At 68.4% G+C, this 18,147-nt stretch carries 15 protein-coding genes; 6 read left to right on the top strand and 9 right to left on the bottom strand.

The features are described 5' to 3' along the window. Positions 1 to 10: 10 nt before the first annotated feature. Both ACXC9Q_RS09235 and ACXC9Q_RS09230 read right to left on the bottom strand, forming a co-directional pair. On the bottom strand, positions 11 to 1,696 hold the full coding sequence (locus ACXC9Q_RS09235; protein WP_457056067.1) for a TlrC/CarA/OleB/SrmB family ABC-F type ribosomal protection protein: 1,686 nt from the start codon (positions 1,694 to 1,696) through the stop codon (positions 11 to 13). A 149-nt stretch (positions 1,697 to 1,845) separates the two neighbouring features. After that, positions 1,846 to 2,763 carry a hypothetical protein gene (locus ACXC9Q_RS09230; protein ID WP_457056066.1) on the bottom strand — a complete coding sequence of 306 codons (918 nt, stop codon included), beginning with the start codon at positions 2,761 to 2,763 and terminating at the stop codon, positions 1,846 to 1,848. Between the two features lie 150 nt (positions 2,764 to 2,913). Between ACXC9Q_RS09230 and ACXC9Q_RS09225 the strand changes: the two genes are divergently transcribed. From ACXC9Q_RS09225 to ACXC9Q_RS09205, 5 genes are read left to right on the top strand one after another with little or no spacing between them, the layout of a single operon-like run. Continuing rightward, positions 2,914 to 3,873 carry a carbohydrate ABC transporter permease gene (locus ACXC9Q_RS09225; protein ID WP_457056065.1) on the top strand — a complete coding sequence of 320 codons (960 nt, stop codon included), beginning with the start codon at positions 2,914 to 2,916 and terminating at the stop codon, positions 3,871 to 3,873. Beyond that, positions 3,863 to 4,747, top strand: coding sequence for a carbohydrate ABC transporter permease (locus tag ACXC9Q_RS09220; protein ID WP_457056064.1), 885 nt, complete (start codon positions 3,863 to 3,865; stop codon positions 4,745 to 4,747). Before ACXC9Q_RS09225 ends, ACXC9Q_RS09220 begins: the two co-directional genes overlap by 11 nt. A 19-nt stretch (positions 4,748 to 4,766) precedes the next feature. Beyond that, positions 4,767 to 6,089 (top strand): ABC transporter substrate-binding protein, encoded by a 1,323-nt coding sequence (locus tag ACXC9Q_RS09215; protein WP_457056063.1) that lies wholly within the window; start codon positions 4,767 to 4,769, stop codon positions 6,087 to 6,089. A gap of 25 nt (positions 6,090 to 6,114) precedes the next feature. Further along, positions 6,115 to 7,245: a Gfo/Idh/MocA family protein gene (locus ACXC9Q_RS09210; protein WP_457056062.1), complete on the top strand. Its 1,131-nt coding sequence runs from the start codon at positions 6,115 to 6,117 to the stop codon at positions 7,243 to 7,245. After that, positions 7,242 to 8,156, top strand: coding sequence for a DUF6807 domain-containing protein (locus ACXC9Q_RS09205; protein ID WP_457056061.1), 915 nt, complete (start codon positions 7,242 to 7,244; stop codon positions 8,154 to 8,156). The genes ACXC9Q_RS09210 and ACXC9Q_RS09205 overlap by 4 nt, the downstream gene beginning before the upstream one ends. On the opposite strand, the gene ACXC9Q_RS09200 is transcribed toward ACXC9Q_RS09205, so the two are convergent. Continuing rightward, positions 8,157 to 9,581, bottom strand: a complete 1,425-nt coding sequence (locus tag ACXC9Q_RS09200) for a sensor histidine kinase (RefSeq protein ID WP_457056060.1) — start codon at positions 9,579 to 9,581, stop codon at positions 8,157 to 8,159. A gap of 483 nt (positions 9,582 to 10,064) precedes the next feature. Between ACXC9Q_RS09200 and ACXC9Q_RS09195 the strand changes: the two genes are divergently transcribed. Then, on the top strand, positions 10,065 to 11,513 hold the full coding sequence (locus ACXC9Q_RS09195) for a hypothetical protein (protein WP_457056059.1): 1,449 nt from the start codon (positions 10,065 to 10,067) through the stop codon (positions 11,511 to 11,513). A 58-nt stretch (positions 11,514 to 11,571) separates the two neighbouring features. Here ACXC9Q_RS09195 and ACXC9Q_RS09190 read toward each other — a convergent pair whose 3' ends face one another. From ACXC9Q_RS09190 to ACXC9Q_RS09165, 6 genes are all read right to left on the bottom strand, one after another. Beyond that, entirely contained in the window at positions 11,572 to 12,774 is a 1,203-nt protein-coding gene (locus ACXC9Q_RS09190; RefSeq protein ID WP_457056058.1) for a cytochrome P450, read from the bottom strand. Between the two features lie 17 nt (positions 12,775 to 12,791). Further along, entirely contained in the window at positions 12,792 to 13,535 is a 744-nt protein-coding gene (locus tag ACXC9Q_RS09185) for a hypothetical protein (RefSeq protein WP_457056057.1), read from the bottom strand. Then, on the bottom strand, positions 13,532 to 14,323 hold the full coding sequence (locus tag ACXC9Q_RS09180; protein WP_457056056.1) for a CPBP family glutamic-type intramembrane protease: 792 nt from the start codon (positions 14,321 to 14,323) through the stop codon (positions 13,532 to 13,534). Before ACXC9Q_RS09180 ends, ACXC9Q_RS09185 begins: the two co-directional genes overlap by 4 nt. Positions 14,324 to 14,522: 199 nt before the next feature. Further along, the gene (locus ACXC9Q_RS09175) at positions 14,523 to 15,167 is read right to left on the bottom strand and encodes a response regulator transcription factor (protein ID WP_457056055.1); all 645 of its coding nucleotides are present in this window, start codon (positions 15,165 to 15,167) and stop codon (positions 14,523 to 14,525) included. Further along, positions 15,158 to 16,897 (bottom strand): sensor histidine kinase, encoded by a 1,740-nt coding sequence (locus ACXC9Q_RS09170; RefSeq protein WP_457056054.1) that lies wholly within the window; start codon positions 16,895 to 16,897, stop codon positions 15,158 to 15,160. Before ACXC9Q_RS09170 ends, ACXC9Q_RS09175 begins: the two co-directional genes overlap by 10 nt. A gap of 159 nt (positions 16,898 to 17,056) precedes the next feature. Next, on the bottom strand, positions 17,057 to 18,139 hold the full coding sequence (locus ACXC9Q_RS09165) for an aldose epimerase family protein (RefSeq protein WP_457056053.1): 1,083 nt from the start codon (positions 18,137 to 18,139) through the stop codon (positions 17,057 to 17,059). Positions 18,140 to 18,147 lie beyond the last annotated feature (8 nt).

Raw genomic sequence — 18,147 nt, 5'->3', positions numbered from 1 at the left:
CCCGGCCGGGTCAGTAGGCGGTGACGTCCGGCCAGCCGAACTCGACGCCCTGGCTCACCAACCGGTCCGGCAACGCAGTCACCCGCCCGTCGCGGAGTGCCAAGTGGGTGCCGGTGAACCGCGCGCGCATGCGCCGGTCGTGGGTGACGATGACCAGAGCACCCTGGTAACTCGCCAGTGCCTCCTCCACCTGCTCCACCAGGAGTGGGGAGAGGTGGTTGGTCGGCTCGTCCAGCAGCAGCAGATCGACCGGCTCGCTGACCAACCGAGCCAGCTCGACCCGGCGACGCTGCCCGTACGACAGGTCCTCGACGCGTTTGCGGAGGTCGGCTGGACTGAACAGGCCGAGTGACAGCAGCGCCTCGGCGGCTTCATCCACGTCACCCGTCCTGCCGCGCGCAAAGGCTTGGACAACAGTCAGTCCGGTCGGCCAGGTGACACCGTCCTGGTTGAGGTGTCCCACCCGGACCGGCCGTTGGACCGTTCCGGTGTCCGGATGGATCTCCCCGGCGAGTACCCGCATCAGCGTGGTCTTCCCAGCACCGTTGGGGCCGGTGACCAGAACACATTCGCCACGCCGGATCCGCAGTGACTCCACCTGCAGTCGTGTCCCCACGCGCACCTCGGCGAGCTCGGCCGCGACGTCCTCCTCCCGCGCCGAATCCTTGATGTGGGCAACGAAGGTGAGCGGTTCGGGCGGCGGGGCGACAGGGGCGCCGGTGAGGCGATCCAGGCGTCCCTTGAGGTTGCGGATCCGGCTCATCGCGCCGTGCCCCCGACCCCGGGCACGGAACGGGCCGGCCGCGAAGACCGCGAACTCCATCTTCCGCGGGATCGCGTCGAGCCGCGCCGCGTTCGCCTCGACCAGCCGCCGGCTGCGATCGATCTCCTGGCGCCATTCCTCGTACTCGCGCAGCCGCCGGCGTCGCTCGGCGGCCTTGGCCGCGAGGTAACCGCCGTACCCGTTGCCGTACCGGCTGATAGTGCGCTCTTCCACTTCCAGGATCGTGCTGGTCAGCCGGTCCAGGAACACCCGGTCGTGGGTCACGGCGACGACGGTTCCGCGATGAGCGCGCAGATGGTCCTCCAGCCACTCGACGGCCTGGTCGTCCAGGTCATTGGTGGGCTCGTCGAGCAGCAGGACTTCCGGCTGGGCGGCCAGCGTCGCCGCCAGCGCCAGCCGGGAGCGTTCGCCACCCGACAAGGTGCTCAGCGCCCGGTCCCGGCCCAGGCCCGGCAGACCGAGGCCGTGCAGCATGATGTCCACCCGGGCATCGGCCTCGTAGCCGCGGCTCGCTTCGTACCGTTCGATCAGGGCGCTGTAGAGCTCCAGCAGTTCGTCGAGCTGCTCGTCCGAGCCGGACGCGATGTCGAGTTCGACGGAGTGCATCCGGGCCTCGATCTGCCGCAACTCGGCAAGGGCCAGGTCGACGGCGTCCTGGACGGTCGCCTCTGCGGGAAGCTCGAGGGCCTGGGTGAGATAACCGACGCCACCCGGGGCGACGAGTCGCACCTCACCGTTGTCGGGTGACTCGACCCCGGCGAGGAGTTTGAGGAGTGTCGACTTCCCGACTCCGTTGTCGCCGATCACGCCGACCTTCTCGCCGGGTCGAATCGTCAGTTCGACCCGATCGAGAACGACGTGATCGGCATAGCGTTTGGTGACTCCGGACAAGGCGATCTGGGCAGTGCGCATGCGGCGCACACCTCCTGGGTTCTGTGCGGGAGATGACAGACGTGCACGGCCACGGCGGAGCCAAGCTCAACGCCGTCCGTCCTCGCCGATCACAGGGAACCCATGCGGACAAGCCTAGAGACACACCTCCCTTCTGCGCAAAGACTTTCCTACGAGGTGCGCAGTGTCAGGGTCTGACGGTTCGGAGTGCGGCCGGTGAGATAGACGCGGAGGCCGTCGGGGGTGAGGCTGCCGTTCAGGTACGTGAACCGTTCGCCCGGGTCCATCGTCACCCGGGTGGCGCCGTTGCCCGGGCCGAACTCGATCCGGTCCGCGCTGACGGTGTAGCTCCCGGTGCCGGACACCAGCTGGTAGTTGCCGGGGGCATCCAACGCCTCGACGCCGGCGAGCGTGCCGCCCGGGCGGAAGCAGAGCTCGATCGCGTACGCCGTCTCGTCACCGTCCAGCTCCGGCTTGCCGCGCAACCACGCGATCGTCAGCAGCGAAGGGTTCGTCACCTCTGCGGCGTACGTCGAACTCCGCTCGCTGTAGATCCCGTCCGGGGTCGCGTCGATGCCCTCATCGAGCCAGTCGTCGATCCGCGCGGCGTACCGGCGGTCCGGGAACAGGTGATGGGTGCGCGCCAGTGCGGCGGAGACCTCCCAGCGATGGTTCGGCGTGTGCACTCCGCCGGCCGCGAGTGCCGGTCCGGCCTTCTTGATCACGTTCGCGAGGATCGCGCGATGCGCCTCGGTGTCCGCCTGGCCGTCGGCGTCGAGCAGGGCGTAGAGCATGCAAACGTCCTGGATCGCGAAGGCGCTGTCCGGCGGCGAGTGCAGGTTGCCGACGTCGTACGTCCCGTCCTCGTGCTGCCGTGCGGCGAGCTGCTCGACCAGCCAGCGCAGCGGCGCGAGCAGCGACGCGTCATGGTGGTACGACGACCGGCCCCAGACGTACCCGGAGATCAGCCGCCGGGCCTTGCGGGCGACGGTGCGCACGCTGTCGGAGGCGTTCTGGTACGAGCTCAGCACCAGCGGGATCTGAGTCTGGTTGGCGTTGGTCAGCACGGTCAGGAAGTCGTCGTCCACAGCAGCTACCTCAGCATGCGCGGTGGCGGCCCTCGCAACGAGTCCGCATCTGGTCAGCCCGCGGCCGCCCGAACCCTTGCATAAACCGGTTTCTCGCATTAACTTGACCGGCCAAGGCAAGCGCTTTCCAATCTCCGGAGGTCATGAAGCATGAGTGCGCTGGGCGAGCTCGGCAGCCTCCGGGGAAAGAAACCGGCGGGCCAGAAGCCAGGCCGGGGCGGTGGGGCGGGCAAAGCAGGCAAGAAGGACAACCTGGCTGCGTACCTGTTCCTGACGCCGTGGCTGCTGGGGCTGTTCCTGATCACGATCGGGCCGATGCTGGCCTCGCTGTACCTGTCGTTCACCGACTACAACCTGATCCAGGCCCCGAAGTGGATCGGGCTCGAGAACTTCACCCGGATGCTGTCCGACGAGCGGCTGCACAACTCGCTGCGGGTGACCTTTACCTACGTGTTCGTCTCGGTCCCGCTCCAGCTGTCGATCGCCCTGCTGCTGGCCGTCGTCCTGGACCGCGGCGTCCGCGGCATGGCGTTCTACCGCTCGGTCTTCTACCTGCCGTCGCTGCTCGGCTCGAGTGTCGCGATCGCCGTCCTGTGGCGCCAGGTGTTCGGCACCCAAGGTCTGCTCAACCAGGTGCTCGCCCTGGTCGGCATCGACGGCAAGGGCTGGATCTCCGATCCGAGTACGGCGCTGGGCACGCTGGTGGTGCTGAACGTGTGGACGTTCGGGTCGCCGATGGTGATCTTCCTGGCCGGCCTGCGGCAGATCCCGACCATGTACTACGAGGCCGCGTCGGTCGACGGCGCCGGCGTACTGCGCCGGTTCTTCAGCATCACGCTGCCGCTGCTCACGCCGATCATCTTCTTCAACCTGGTGCTGCAGATCATCCACGCGTTCCAGTCGTTCACGCAGGCGTTCGTCGTCTCCGGGGGCAGCGGCGGGCCGTCGGACTCGACCATGTTCTTCACGCTCTACCTCTACGACCGGGGCTTCGGCAATTTCGACATGGGCTACGCGTCCGCGATGGCATGGTTCCTGCTCGTGATCATCGGGGTCTTCACCGCGGCGAACTTCTTCGCCTCGAAGTACTGGGTGTTCTATGACGACTGAAACGCTCCGAACCACGGTGGCCGCGCGGCGGCCGGCCATCATCCGCTGGTCCCGGGTCCGGCCGGTGCTGATCCACGTGGTGCTGGCCGGGTCGGCCCTGGTGATGCTCTACCCGGTGATCTGGATGGTGGTCAGCTCACTGCGGCCCGGCAACGAGATCTTCCGCGACCCGGGCATCCTGGTGAAGGACCTGCAGATCGAGAACTACCGGGCCGGCTGGCACGCACTGACCGAGCCGTTCACCCGCTACCTGCTGAACTCGGCGGTGGTGGTGCTCGGCGCGATCCTGGGCAACCTGGTCTCCTGCTCGATGGCGGCGTACGCGTTCGCCCGGCTGGAGTTCAACGGGAAGAAGTTCTGGTTCGCGATCATGCTGCTCAGCATCATGCTGCCGATCCACGTCGTGATCGTGCCGCAGTACATCCTGTTCTCGCAGGTGGGCTGGATCAACACGTTCCTGCCGCTGATCGTGCCGAAGCTGCTGGCCACCGACGCGTTCTTCGTCTTCTTGATGGTGCAGTTCATCCGCGGCATTCCGCGCCAGCTGGACGAGGCGGCCCGGATCGACGGCTGCGGCAAGGCCGGGATCTTCCTCCGGATCATCCTGCCGCTGATGGTGCCCGCGCTGGCGACCACTGCGATCTTCACGTTCATCTGGACCTGGAACGACTTCTTCAGCCAGCTGATCTACCTGACCGACCCGCACATGTACACCGTCCCGGTCGCGCTGCGGGGATTCGTCGACTCGACCTCCAGTTCGTCGTGGGGATCGATGTTCGCGATGTCGGTCGTCTCCCTCGTCCCGGTCTTCCTCGCATTCCTGCTCGGCCAGCGGTTCCTGATCAAGGGCATCGCGACCACCGGTATCAAGTAACCCCTGAAAGGTGCACAGCATGAGGCACATCCCACGTCCCGCAGGCCGGCGCCTGCGGGAACTCGCCGCAGCCGCTATCGCCGCCAGTCTGCTGGTCGCCAGCGCCTGTGGCGGCAACTCCGGTGGCCCCTCGTCGTCGGCCGACGGCGGCAAGGTGACGCTCCGCTTCAGCTGGTGGGGCAGCGACACCCGGACCAAGCTGACCCAGCAGGCCATCGACGCGTACCAGAAGGACCATCCGAACGTCACGATCAAGGGCGAGTTCGGTGAGTGGTCCGGCTACTGGGACAAGCTCGCCACCACGGTCGCGGCGAACGACGCCCCGGACATCATCCAGATGGACGAGAAGTACCTGCGGGAGTACGCCGACCGCGGCGCGCTGCTCGACCTGAAGAAGGCCGATGGTCTCGACACCGGCAAGTTCGAGTCGGACACCCTGGGCGCCGGCGAGTTCGACGGCGGCCTGTACGGGCTGAACGCCGGGATCAACTCGTTCGCCGTGGTCGCGAACCCGGCCGTGTTCAAGGCCGCCGGCGTCGCGATGCCGGACGACACCAAGTGGACCTGGGACGACTACTCCCGGATCGCCGCCGAGATCAGCGCGAAGCTGAACGGCAAGGGTTGGGGGACCGGCACGCTCGGGCAGAACGAGGCCGGGCTGAACCTGTGGGCCCGGCAGAACGGCGAGTCGCTGTGGACCAAGGACGGCAAGCTCGGGGTCTCCCCCGAAAAGGCGACCGCCTTCTTCCAGTACGTGCTGAAGCTGCGCGACGCGAAGGCGGTGCCGTCGGCCGAGGCGATCTCGCAGGACCTGAACGCGCCGCTGGACCAGTCCATGATGGCGACTGGCAAGCTGGGTATGAGCTTCACCTGGAGCAACCAGCTGGTCGCCTTCACCAAGGCGACCGGGCAGCCGCTGAAGCTGCTCCGGATCCCGAGCGCCGACGGCACCGCGAAGGACAACGGCTCCTACTACAAGGGCTCGATGTTCTGGTCGATCTCGTCGCGGTCGAAGCACCAGAAGGAGGCCGCCGAGTTCGTCAACTACCTGGCCAACAACACCGCGGCCGGCAACATCCTGCTCGCCGAGCGGGGCGTCCCGCCGAACACCGAGATCCAGGCCGCGGTGACGCCGAAGCTGCAGCCGGCCGACGCCACGTCCGCGAAGTTCATCCAGGACATCGGCAAGGAGCTCGGCGAGCCGTCGCCGGCGCCGCCGGTCGGTGGTGGTCAGGCGGAGAAGATCGTCCAGCGCTACACCACCGAGGTGCTGTTCGGCCGGCAGGCGCCCGACAAGGCGGCGAAGGCCATGCTGGACGAGATCAGCGGGGGGCTCAAATAGTGTTGCTATCGGCAACTGATTGTCGATGACGGGGCTTCGGGTGGCCGTGGCTGGTGTCCACGGCCACGGGGCGTCCCATGTCCGCAACGTCGCCCGGCTTGCCGCGGCCGGCCGGGCCGAGCTCGTCGCCGTGGCCGACCCCCGACCGGCCGCGGACCTGACCGCCCCAGCCTTCGGCAGCCTGGCGGAGCTGCTCGCGTCGACCGAGGTCGACGTGGTGATCATCAGTACGCCGATCCAGACGCACGTACCGCTGGCCGAGCTGGCGATGCGGGCCGGGGCCGACGTCCTGCTGGAGAAGCCGCCGACCGCGTCGCTGGCCGAGTTCGACCAGCTGTCCGCGATCGTCGCTGAGACCGGGCGGGCCTGTCAGGTCGGCTTCCAGGCACAGGCTTCCCAGGCCACGCTGACGTTGGCGAAGCTGGTGGCCGACGGCCGGCTCGGCGAGCTCCGCGGGATCAGTGCCGTGGGCAAGTGGGTGCGGACGGCGCGATACTTTCAGCGCGCGCGGTGGGCCGGTCGCCGGACGCTTGACGGTGTGGCAGTCGTCGACGGTGCGGTGACGAACCCGCTGGCCCACGCGACCGCGGCCGCGTTGCTCCTGGACGGGTCGACCGGGACGGACGACGTACGGTCCGTCGAGACAGAGCTCTTCCGGGCGAACCCGATCGAGTCCGACGACACGTCCACGGTCCGGATCGTCACCGCTCGCGGTACGACGATCCTGATCGCGGTCACGTTGTGCGCGACGGAACATCTCGAACCGGCTGTGATCGTGGACGGCTCCGAGGGACGCGCCGTACTGCGGTATGCATCGGACACACTCGAGACCGACTCGGGGTCCACGACGTACGAACGAGAAGATCTGCTGGAGAACCTACTCGCGCATCGCGCGGATCCCGGCGTACCGCTGCACTGCCCGCTGGCCGCGACGGGCGGGTTCACCCGGGTCGTCGAGGCGGTGCGGACGGCGAAGGACCCGGCCGGGATCCCGGCCGGGCTGATCCGGTGGGAGGGCGAAGGACTCGAACGGCATCCGGTCGTCCTCGACGTCGAGCGATGGATCGACCGGGCCTCGGACGAGCTGGCGTTGTTCAGCGAGATCGGGGCGCCCTGGATGTCACAGCGTATTCAATCGACACGGGAGAATTCATGACGCAGAACCTCGGCTGCAATCATGCTGTCGGCCGATCGATCGAGGTGACGGCGGGCGACGCAGAGCTGTTCACCTATGTCTACAAGGCCACCGATCCGCAGTACGAGTCGCCGCGGCCGTACTTCCACCCGATCCGGACGCTGACCGGCGACCTGATCAGTGTGTACCGGCCGTGGGACCACTTGTGGCACAAGGGCCTGGCCTGGTCGTTGCCGCACTTCGGGCACGACAACTTCTGGGGCGGGCCGACCTTCACGAAGGAGAACGGCTACAAGCCGCTGGGCAACAACGGATCGCAGGACCATGACCGGGTCGACGCCCTCGACGTGTCGGACGATCTGGTCCGGTTCGCTCACCACCTGTCCTGGCACACGCAGGCCGGTGCCCACGTCGTCGACGAGTCGCGAACGGTGACCACGCGGCTTGCGGATGACGGCTGGGTGCTCGTGTTCGAGACCGCGATGACGAACGTCTCGGGCGCGACGATCCAGATCGGCAGCCCGACCACGGCCGGCCGGCCGAACGCCGGCTACGGCGGTCTGTTCTGGCGTGGCCCGCGGGAGTTCACCAACGGCACCATCCTCGCCCCGCAGGGCAAGGGCCGCGACGAGCTCCGCGGTCAGCGCGCACCTTGGATGGGCTTCACCTCCCGCCAGGACGAGACCGACACCGCCTCCACGATCATCGTCGCCGACGCCACCGACAACGTTCGCCACCCACCCGAGTGGTTCGTCCGCTCCGAGGACTTCGCCGCCGTTTGTCCCGCCCCCTTCTTCTCCGAAGAACTCCCCTTCACCGCCGGCGAGACCCTCCGCCTCAGGTACGCTTTACTGATCGCCGACGGCCTCTCCGACGACCAACGCGCCAAGACCCTGGCCGCCCAAGCCCAGAAGGCCCTCGCGGCCGGCTAGTCAGCGGGGTAGGGCGAGCGTGAAGCACGTGTCGCCCGGGCGGGACGTGACCGTGACGATGCCGCCGTGGGCTTCGGTGATGGATTGAGCGAGGGAGAGGCCGAGGCCCGAGCCGCCGGAGTCGCGGGTGCGTGAGGCATCGGCGCGGGTGAAGCGTTTGAAGACGTTCGGTTGCAGGTCGGCCGGGATGCCGGGGCCGTTGTCGTGGATCGTGAGTACGGCCGTATGACGGTCGTCCGCGATCAACTCGACGGTCACGGTGGTCCCGGCCGGCGTGTGTCGGCGGGCGTTGCTGAGCAGGTTCGTGACGACCTGGTGCAGGCGTTGCTCGTCGCCCGTGACGACCACTGGTTCAGGCGGCAGGCTCAAGGCCCAGTGGTGATCCGGGCTGACGATCTGGGCGTCGGTGACCGACTCCCTCGCCAGCCGGGTGAGATCGACCGGCCTGAGGTCGAGTGGTCGACCGGCGTCGAGGCGGGCCAGTAAGAGCAGGTCTTCGACCAAGGCGGCCATGCGGGTGGCCTCGACCATCACCTTGCCCATGGCGTGGCTGAACAACTCGTGGTCCCGTTGCCGCAGGCTCAGTTGTGCGTAGCCGTGGATGGTGGTGAGCGGCGTACGCAGCTCGTGGGATGCGTCGGCGACGAACTGGCGGACCTGTTGCTCACTGCGGTGCCGGGCGTCCAGAGCGTTCTCCATGTGGCCGAGCAAGGTGTTGAGTGCGACCGCGACCTGGCCGACCTCGGTCCGTTCGTCGGTGAGCTGATCCGGCACACGCGCGGTCATCCCGATCTCACCCGTGTCCAGGGGGAGACCGGCCACCTCGCGGGCGGTTTGTGCGACGCGGCGCAGTGGCCGCAACTGACGTCGTACGACGAACACCGCCACGCCACCCGCGGTCAGCACACCCACCCCGCCGAAGAGCACCTCCCAGCCGATCAGGCTGTTGATCGTGTCGGCGATGTCCTTCGTCGGCAGCGCGGTGACCACCGTGATCGGGCCGATCTGTGACGCGTGTGCTCGGTACTGGCCCAGCCCTGGCAGGTCGACGGTGCGGTTCCCGTCGTCGGCGGGGACCTCGTCGAGTGCGGCGACGGCCGGGTTCGAGAGCGTCGCGAGTACGCCGTCCGCGGTGATGACGTTGCCAGTGGCACCTGACGAGGTGAGATAGGCGGTCACCGTGCCCGCGTCCTGCCCGTGCGGCGTGTCCGGCGGTGGCCGGTTGCCGTCGCCCTTGGTCAGCGCCATGATCGTCCGCCCCTGCGAGGCCGCCACCTTGCTGTCCAGCTGCTTGGTCAGGTACGAACTGATCGCGGCCGTCGTCAGCACGCTGATCACGACACTCACCACCGCGACCAGCAGCACCATCGCCGCCGCGACCCGCACGCTCAGCGAGCGCACCGCGAATCCCCGCCTGGACCTCATGACCTCAGGATGTGCACCCAGCCCTAGGACTCCCTCCGGTTTTCCTGGCACCTCGCTGTGAGAGCCAGAGCAGTTCGCCGGTATTCGAGTACTCCGGGAGGTTGTTCCGTACTGCGGTCGCGAGGTCGCGGAGCAGGTTTTCCTCCGCGCGGTCAGTCCGACCGGGTCTCCGTCGGGCAACAACAAGACCGGCGGGACTTGTCATCCGGCCGCCTGCAAATGCGCCGAAAGCCCTGCCTTCCAAGGGATTTCGCCCCGATCGCGGCCGTCGCCGGGATAATGACACCGACCCTAAGAGTCGGTTGAATCGGCAGGTGTGAAACGGTGCCGGGGTGGGGAGGTTCGAGACGTTTCCGGATTCGCCTCCCCTATCGGGGCCGGAAACCGGTAGCCTCGTGCAGCGCCCTTCAGGGGGAGGGGGCCGCCGTACCACCATTCCCGACGAAACTGCCGGAGAGCCCAAACCGGTCAGGAGACCACGTCTTGCAGGAGAACACCAGCAATCCCAGTACTGGCGAACTGGCGAACGTACCCCTTACCGGTGCGGACAAGGTCGCCTACGCGTTCTACGCCACTGCGGCCGCGGCCGCACTTGTCGGCCAGGTCTGGGCCGGCGTGACCCACATCCCCTGGCCGGACACCGGCTTCTCGACGTTCCTCAAGATCATCCTCGTCACCCCGGCGGTGGCCGTGCTCGAGCTCGGTGGTGTCGCCACCGCCGCGCTCGCCGACCTGCGCCGGCGCAAGGGTGAGCAGGCCTACGCCTACCGCGCGATGTCGTTCTTCGCGGCTCTGGTCGCGGTCGTCTTCAACGTGGTCGGCCACTGGCGGCCGGAGGAGCGGTTCCTGGCCTTCGGCTTCGGCGGTCTGTCCGCGTTCGCCTATGTGCTGTGGCTGATCCACAGCTCGGCCCGCCGCCGCGACGCGCTGCGCCGGGCAGGGCAGATGCGCGAGACCGGCCCGGTGTACGGCGTGATCCAGTGGGCCCGTGAGCCACGGGTCACCTGGCTGGCCCGGTCGCTGGCGATCGAGCACGGCTACGGCCTGTACGAGAGCCTCCGCGCGGCCCAGCACCAGATCCGGAACCGGAGCCGCCGCGAGGCGATTGCCGGAACCGTTGCCGAGTACATCCGGTCCGAGCACCAGGACGAGCGGCTGGCGAAGATCGCCGAGACGACGTACGACCCGGACCGGCTGGCCGGGATGCTCGAGGAGCGGATCAACTACGAGGTCATCACCAACAAGCTGACCAAGGCGATCTCGCCGCCGCCTGAGCCGTCGGAGGACGACGACCGCGGTGACCTGCGCGCGGCGGTCTGGGTGCTCGAGGGCGGGCAGCCGCGGCGGGCGGATGGCGCCGCCGGGATGTCGCTCCGCGACGAGGACGCCTGGACCGGTGAGCTGATGGCCATCGTCGACCAGCAGCCCGACAGCGACGAACCGGTCGCCGAGGCGGTCGTCGTCGAGGACGAGAGCGAGCCGCAGCACGTCGTCCAGCCGAACGGCGCCCAGAGCAACGGTGTGAAGTCCTCGGCGGCCAAGTTGCGGCCGCTGCCGCCGCAGCCGAAGGCCGAGCCGGTGGTGCAGAAGCCGCAGGGCCCGTCGCCGTTCGCCGGACCGGCCGACCCGCAGCCGCCGGCCCTCATCACGACACCGAAGGCCGAACCGGCCGCACGGAACTCGGTCGTGGACGAGTCGGTGGTGGACAAGCCGGTGATGGAGTCGGTGAAGATCGAGGAGCCGGCCGTCGAGCCGACAGCGCTGGAGAAGAAGCGGATGCGCGCGTGGGCGCTGCTGTCCGACTGGCCGGAGGGTCACGAGCGGACCGCGAAGAAGCTGGCCGACGCGATCGCCTCCAGCGAGCCGATGGCCGCGCGCTTCATCGAGCAGTACGAGGCCGAGCACGGCCTGGTGTTCAGCTCACAGAACTGACGCTTACGTCCGAAGAAGTGAGGGTTATCGCCCACACTTCTTCGGACGTAACGGCTCGTCAGCTGAGGTTCACGGGGAGCTCCGCGAGGCCGCTGACCAGGACGCGACGCCATTCGAGATCCTCGGCCGGCTTCGCGAGGCGCAGGCGCGGGAAGCGTCGTACCAGGGCCAGCAACGACTCCTGCAACTCGATCCGGGCCAGTTGCGCACCCAGGCAGAAGTGCGGTCCGAAGCCGAACGACAGGTGCTTGTTGTCCGGCCGATCCAGCCGCAGCTCGTCGGGTGCGTCGTACGCGCGCGGATCCCGGTTGGCCGAGTTGAGCGCGGCCATCACGCCTTCGCCGGCCTTGATCTGTACGCCGTGCAGCTCGACGTCCTCGAGTGCGACGCGGAGCTGACCGACCTCGCTGAAGCGGTTGAACCGCAGCAACTCCTCGATCGCCGACGGGACCAGCTCGGGGTTGTCGACGAGCTTGGCCCAGTTCTCCGGCCAGCGCAGCAGGGTCGCGACGCAGCTCGAGATCTGGTTCGCGGACCTCTCGTGGCCGGCGACCAGCAGGTTCACCCCGAAGGCGATCAGCTCCTCCTGACTGAGCCGGTCGCCTTCCTCGCGGGCCCGGACGAGTTCGTCCAGCAGGTCCTCGGCCGGCTGGTCGGTGTTCGCCAGCTTCTTCGTGACCAGGTCCTCGATGTACGCGGTCAGACTGGTCATCGCGTCCTCGACCAGATCCTTCTCGGCCATCTTCATGCTGTACCCGAGCTCGGTCCACTCCCGGAACTGCGCGCGGTCCTCGTACGGTACGCCGAGCAGCTGGCAGATCACCTGGATCGGCAGCGGCAACGCGACCAACTGCCGGATGTCGGCGCCGTCACCCGCGCGGGCCACGTCCTCGGCCAGCTGGGCGGACAGCTCCGCGACCCACGGCCGGGTCCGCTCGATCCGCCGGTGCGCGAACGTCGACGACACCAGCTTGCGCAACCGGGTGTGCTCCGGCGGGTCGGTCGTGGTCAGGCTGTTCGGCATCGGCTTGGCCAACGCGACCCGCGGCGCGCCCTGCTTGACCACGGCGGCCCGCGAGAACCGCGGATCCGCGAGCACCAGCCGTACGTCGTCGTACCGCGTCACCAACCACACCTCGGCCCCCGCCAACGTCCGCACCCGAGCCACGGGACGTGTCTCCCGCAGTTCGGCGAACGTCGGCGAAGGATCAAACCGAAACGCATCATCAAACGGAATCTGCAACACCGGCTCGTCCGACATACCCCGACCCTAAGTTCTTAGGTAACCCTTCGCTCGCCGGCTCGCGCGCCGCGCCGGGTGGTGATCGTCGCGACGATGACGGCGGTTCCGATGATCAGCAGCAGGGCGGCGCCGATGAGGGCGCCGATCGTGATGCCCTCGACGGCGGGCAGCGTGCCGCCGACGCTCAGGTCGACGGCGACGTTCTGCGAGCCGTCGGCGTTCATGATCACCACGGACCAGTCGCCGCCGGTGGCGGGCCAGGTCAGGGTGCTGGGTCCGGCGCCCGTGGCGGAGGCGACCCAGAAGGTCTGGGCTGCGGGCGCGGTGGAAGGCTCGCCTCCGGCCCGGGCCGTGGTGGAGAGCTTGAAGGGATCGACGTCGAAGTCCGAGACCTCCTCGTGGCCGACGCCGTTCAGGTACGCCGCGACGTCGGCCGCCGGACCGACGCCGACGAACACCGCCGTGCCGGGCGTCTTCGACTCGAAGTCGATCCGGACGTCACCGAGGAAATCGTCGGTGTAGAAGGCGTCCGGCCCGATGCCGCCGATGTCGAGCGACGGAGCCGACAGCGCGTACGTGCTGGTGGTGAGACGCTCTGGTCCCGCGGTGAAGTATCCGTCGCCGTCGCGCTGGTGCTGTGTCCACAGGCCGACACCGCCGATGGCGAACAGGACGACGCTGACCATTGCGAACAAGGCACCCACGACGACCAGCAGGGTGCGCCAGCCGCTCCAGGAGCGACGTACCGATGGTGCGGGGGCGAGTGGTGTGGTGGTCATGAGACAGGCTCCGGTGTAGTGGCGGGGGAGGTGGCGATGGTTGGGGCAGGACGGGTCCAGAAGCGACGGCTGCCGATGAGCAAGGTGACGGCGACTGCGGACCAGACGACGACGTACAGCCAGGTCTCGCGGGTCAGGTCGGGGCCGGCTTGCCAGAGGTCGCTGGTGTTGATGCTGCCTTCGGTGGCGTGGGCGATGAGGGTGATGAGCACGCTGCCGGCCGCGTGGTTGAACAGCCATCCGTACCAGAAGGTGACGGCGACCGTGGTCACGGCCTCGTAAGGCTGGAGGCCGTAGGACGAGATCAGGAACAGGGGCAGATGCCAGCCGGCGATCGCCACGGCCATGAGCGCGGTAGCCGCGAGCGGAGTGCGGGTCGTCTGGAGCTTCGGCTGCGCGAATCCCCGGAAGCTCGGCTCCTCACTGAACGGGCCCCCAAACGGGTCGACCATGTTCATGCCGATGACGAGAGCGAGGCCGTACCACGGCGCGAACTGCCCGGAGTTGGGCGACGGTGCGCCCAACGCCTGGTTGATCCCGATCGTGACGAAGTGCACGAGCAGCGGTACGGCGATCGCGACGACGTACCAGATCCAGCGCACCCGCCAGCGGATCATCCGGACCCCGATGGCCCGGAGACCGGCGAGACCGTCGTTCAGGAAGGCGACGATGAGGGCGGCGAGCAAGGCACCCGGGGCGAAGAAGGTGCCGAACGGCAGAGTTGCCCAGGTGAGTGCGTAGGCCAGCACGAAGAAGCTGATCACGGGGTGATTGCGGACGAACGACATGACGGATCTCCTTGCGGATGAGTGGTTGCCGGCTGAGGTCTCAGCGCGAGCGGGCGGCGGTGTGCCGTCGTCGTCAGGCTGGTTCTGGATGATTCGGGTCTTCACGGCGCCTCCAGGGGTCTACCTCGAGACTCGCGTCGGCAGGCGCGTTCGGCAGACCGGGCAACCGGTGAAGGAGGGTTCGGGTTTCTGGTGTCCGTCAGGCGCGCAGATACAGCAGTACGGCGAGCACCCGGCGGGACTCGCTGCGCGTGGAGGGGATGCCGAGCTTGGTGAAGATGCCGGAGACGTACTTCTCCGCGGCCCGCAACGTGACGACCAGGTCGTCGGCGATGCCCTGGTTGGAGGCGCCGGTCGCCATCAGCTCCAGCACCTGCCGTTCGCGCGGGGTCAGCGCGGCCAGCGGGTCGTCGCTGCGCCGCCGTTGCAGCAGGGTGGAGACGATCTTCGGATCGATGGCCGAGCCGCCGGCCGCAACCCGCCGTACCGCGCCGGTGAAGTCCTCGACGTCGCTGATCCGGTCCTTCAGCAGGTAGCCGACGCCCTCGGCCGATTCGGACAGCAGTTGCATCGCCAGACCGAGCTCGAGGTACTGCGACAGCACCAGCACACCGACTCCGGGATGCTGCTCGCGGATCTGCAAGGCGGCGCGCATCCCTTCGTCGTTGTGGGTCGGCGGCAACCGGATGTCGAGAATCGCGACCTCCGGCGGGAAGCCGCGGACGTACCTCAGCAAGTCGTCGGCATTGTCGTACGCCGCGACCACGTCCAGCCCGGCGTCGCCGAGGATCCTGGTCAGTCCCTCGCGCAGCAGCACGCTGTCCTCGGCGATGGCTACCCGCACGGGATCTCCGCCTCGAGCCGGGTGCCGCCGTCGGCGGGACTCCAGACCCGCAGCCGGCCGCCGATCGCCTCGACCCGGTCGGCGAGACCGCGCAGGCCCGACCCGCGTTCGGTGTCCGCGCCGCCGACGCCGTCGTCGACGACCTCGACGACGAGTTGATCGGCGGATCGCGTGACGCGGACGGACGCCGTACTCGCGTGGGCGTGCTTGGCGATGTTCGTCAGGCTCTCGCTGACCACGTAGTACGCGGCGACCTCGACATGTTCGGGCAGCCTTCCGTCGGCCACGACCTCCAGCGTCACCGGGACGGCACCCTGCGCGGCGAGCGACTCCAGTGCGACGGCCAGACCGTGTCCGGTCAGGACCGCCGGATGGATGCCGCGGGCAACGTCACGGAGTTCGTCCAGCGACGCGGTGACCTGCTGCTTGGCCTGCATCAGACGTGCCTTGGTGTCGGCGTCGCTCGCGGACCGGCCGGCGAGCAGTCCGATTTCCAGGGCCAGCGCGACCAGGCGCTGCTGGGCGCCGTCGTGCAGGTTGCGTTCGAGCCGTTTCCGCTCCTGCTGCTCGGCGTCGATGACCCGCGCGCGCGAGCCTTGCAGCTCATTCAGCCGGGCCCGTAGCTCCGCCTGCAGGCGGCTGTTCTCCAAGGCGATGCCCGCCGCCGCCGCGACTGCGTCCAGCAACTCGTGCTCGTCTTCGAGCGACCGGTCGAACTCGAGGGCGACGACGGGTTCGTGGTCGCGATAGATCACCCGCGTCGCCCGCCCGTCGGACCCGCCGGGCAGAGTGACGGCGTGCCCTTCGGAGTCGGCCCAACTGCCGTACTTCGGCAGCCAGAAGGCAAGGGTCAACGAGGGATCGTGCAGGGCTCGCGCCAGCGGCTCGCGGAGGTCACCGGCCGGGTCGGCGCGCAGATCCATCAGCAGCGCACCGACATCGGTGCGGGCGAGCCGGGCGTCGAGCAGTCCGAACAGGAACACGACCGGCGCCAGCCCGAGCACGGCGAACGTGACGTGCCGAACCGTCTCGATCTGCGGCCAGCCGCGCAGACCCGCGATGAACAGGATCGCGAGCATGATCAGCGCCAGTCCGAAACTGTCCACCAGCAACGCCACCGGCCGTCGACGGACCAGGCTCGCGGACGGTCGCCGTACGAGGAGCAGGGCGGCGCCGACGAGCAGCAGGGCGCTCATCGTGATCAGCTGGGCCTGCTCGATCCGGCCGGCCAGGACCGGCCTCGTCGTGACGGTGAACAGACTGTCCGGATTGATCCCGAGCAGGATCTTCGCCAGTTGCAGTACGACGGCAGTCGCGTAGCCGGCGACGACGACCAACCGGCGGAGGCGTCCGACCACCCGTCCGGTGGGATACGCGAGGAACACGTGCAGGAACATCGCCGCCGGCACCAGGTCGAGCAGGTGACCGATGGAGAGCAACAGGGGCACGGTCGACCACTGCAGGGCGGTCAGGGCCATCACGAATCCGGTGGCGATCATCAGCGGACCGAGCCGGCTCGCCGGCCGGCGCCACCACGCGATGGTCCCGCTGATCAGGTACGGGACGGTGATCCAGTTGAAGAGCAGTGCCTGCAGGCCCGGCCGGACCAGTTCGTCTCCCGCCAGTGCGAGCGCGATCGAGACGACGAGCGTGCCGAAACCCGCCACGACGGTCGCCCACAGCGCCCACGGCCCCGGTCCGCGGGCCGGTTCGACCGTCGGAGCCGCCACAACCTGTCACCCACCCTCTACGGCCACCCTGCGCCCGTTACACCGCGCAGGCAATGCGTGAGGTCCTAACGACAGGAGGTGGTCCCGTCAGTGACGGGACCACCTCTGTCCGTGAGCCTGCGACCCAGCGGCCGCCCGGACTACCTCCTGTCCTTCGGGCTACTTGGTGCCGAAGGTGTAGATGGTGGTGGATTGGTAGGTCTCACCGGGGCGGAGGACTGTGGACGGGAAGTTGGGGTGGTTGGGGGAGTCGGGGAAGTGCTGGGTTTCGAAGGCGAAGGCGTCGCCCTGGCGGTAGGCCAAGTTGGCGATACCGAGGAACGTGCCGTCGAGGAAGTTGCCGCTGTAGAACTGGGCGCCGGGCTGGTCGGTGTGGACCGTGACGGTGCGGCCGTGCTCGGGTTCGGTGAAGCGGGCGGCGAAGCGGAGGCCGTCGTCGTCCGGCTCGCCGCCGAGGACGAAGTTGTGGTCGTAGCCGCGGCCCACGATCAACTGCGGGTGGTCGTTGCGGAGCCGGTCCCCGATCGCGGTCGGCGTGCTGAAGTCGAACGGCGTACCGGCGGTCGGTGCGAGCTCGCCGGTCGGGATCAGGCCGGCGTCGACCGGGGTGTACTTCGGCGCGTTCAGCTGCAGCACGTGACCGTCGATCGAGCCGCTGCCCTCACCGGCCAGGTTGAAGTACACGTGGTTGGTCAGGTTGACGATGGTCGGCTTGCCCTTGACGGTCGCGTGGTAGTCGATCCGCAGGTTGTCCCGCCGGTCGAGCGTGTACGTCACCGTGCTGGTCAGCTCACCGGGGAAGCCCATCTCGCCGTCCGGGCTGACGTAGGTGAAGGCGACACCGACGGCGCCGTCGTTGCGGACGACCGCCGCCTTCCACACCAACTTGTCGAAGCCGATGGCGCCGTGCAACGCGTTCTCGCCGTCGTTGATCGGGATCTGGTACGTCGTCCCGTCGAGCGTGAACCGGCCCTTCGCGATCCGGTTGCCGTAGCGGCCGATGGTGGCGCCGAAGTACGGGCTGAGCGCCGCGTAGTCGGGCAGGTTGTCGAAGCCGAGGCTGATGTTCGTGGTCCGGCCGCGCCGGTCCGGGGTCTCGACCCGCTGGATGGTGGCGCCCCAGGTCAGCATCGAGATCGTCACCCGGCCGTTGGTGAACGTGTAGACGTCCACCAGCTGACCGTCCGGGGTGGTGCCGAACGGGTCCTTGCGGATCTCGAGCTCGCCGTGATGTTCGCCCATGGCGGCCA

This window comes from Kribbella sp. CWNU-51 (assembly GCF_054073265.1).
This window is presented reverse-complemented; position numbering and strand designations above follow the sequence as displayed.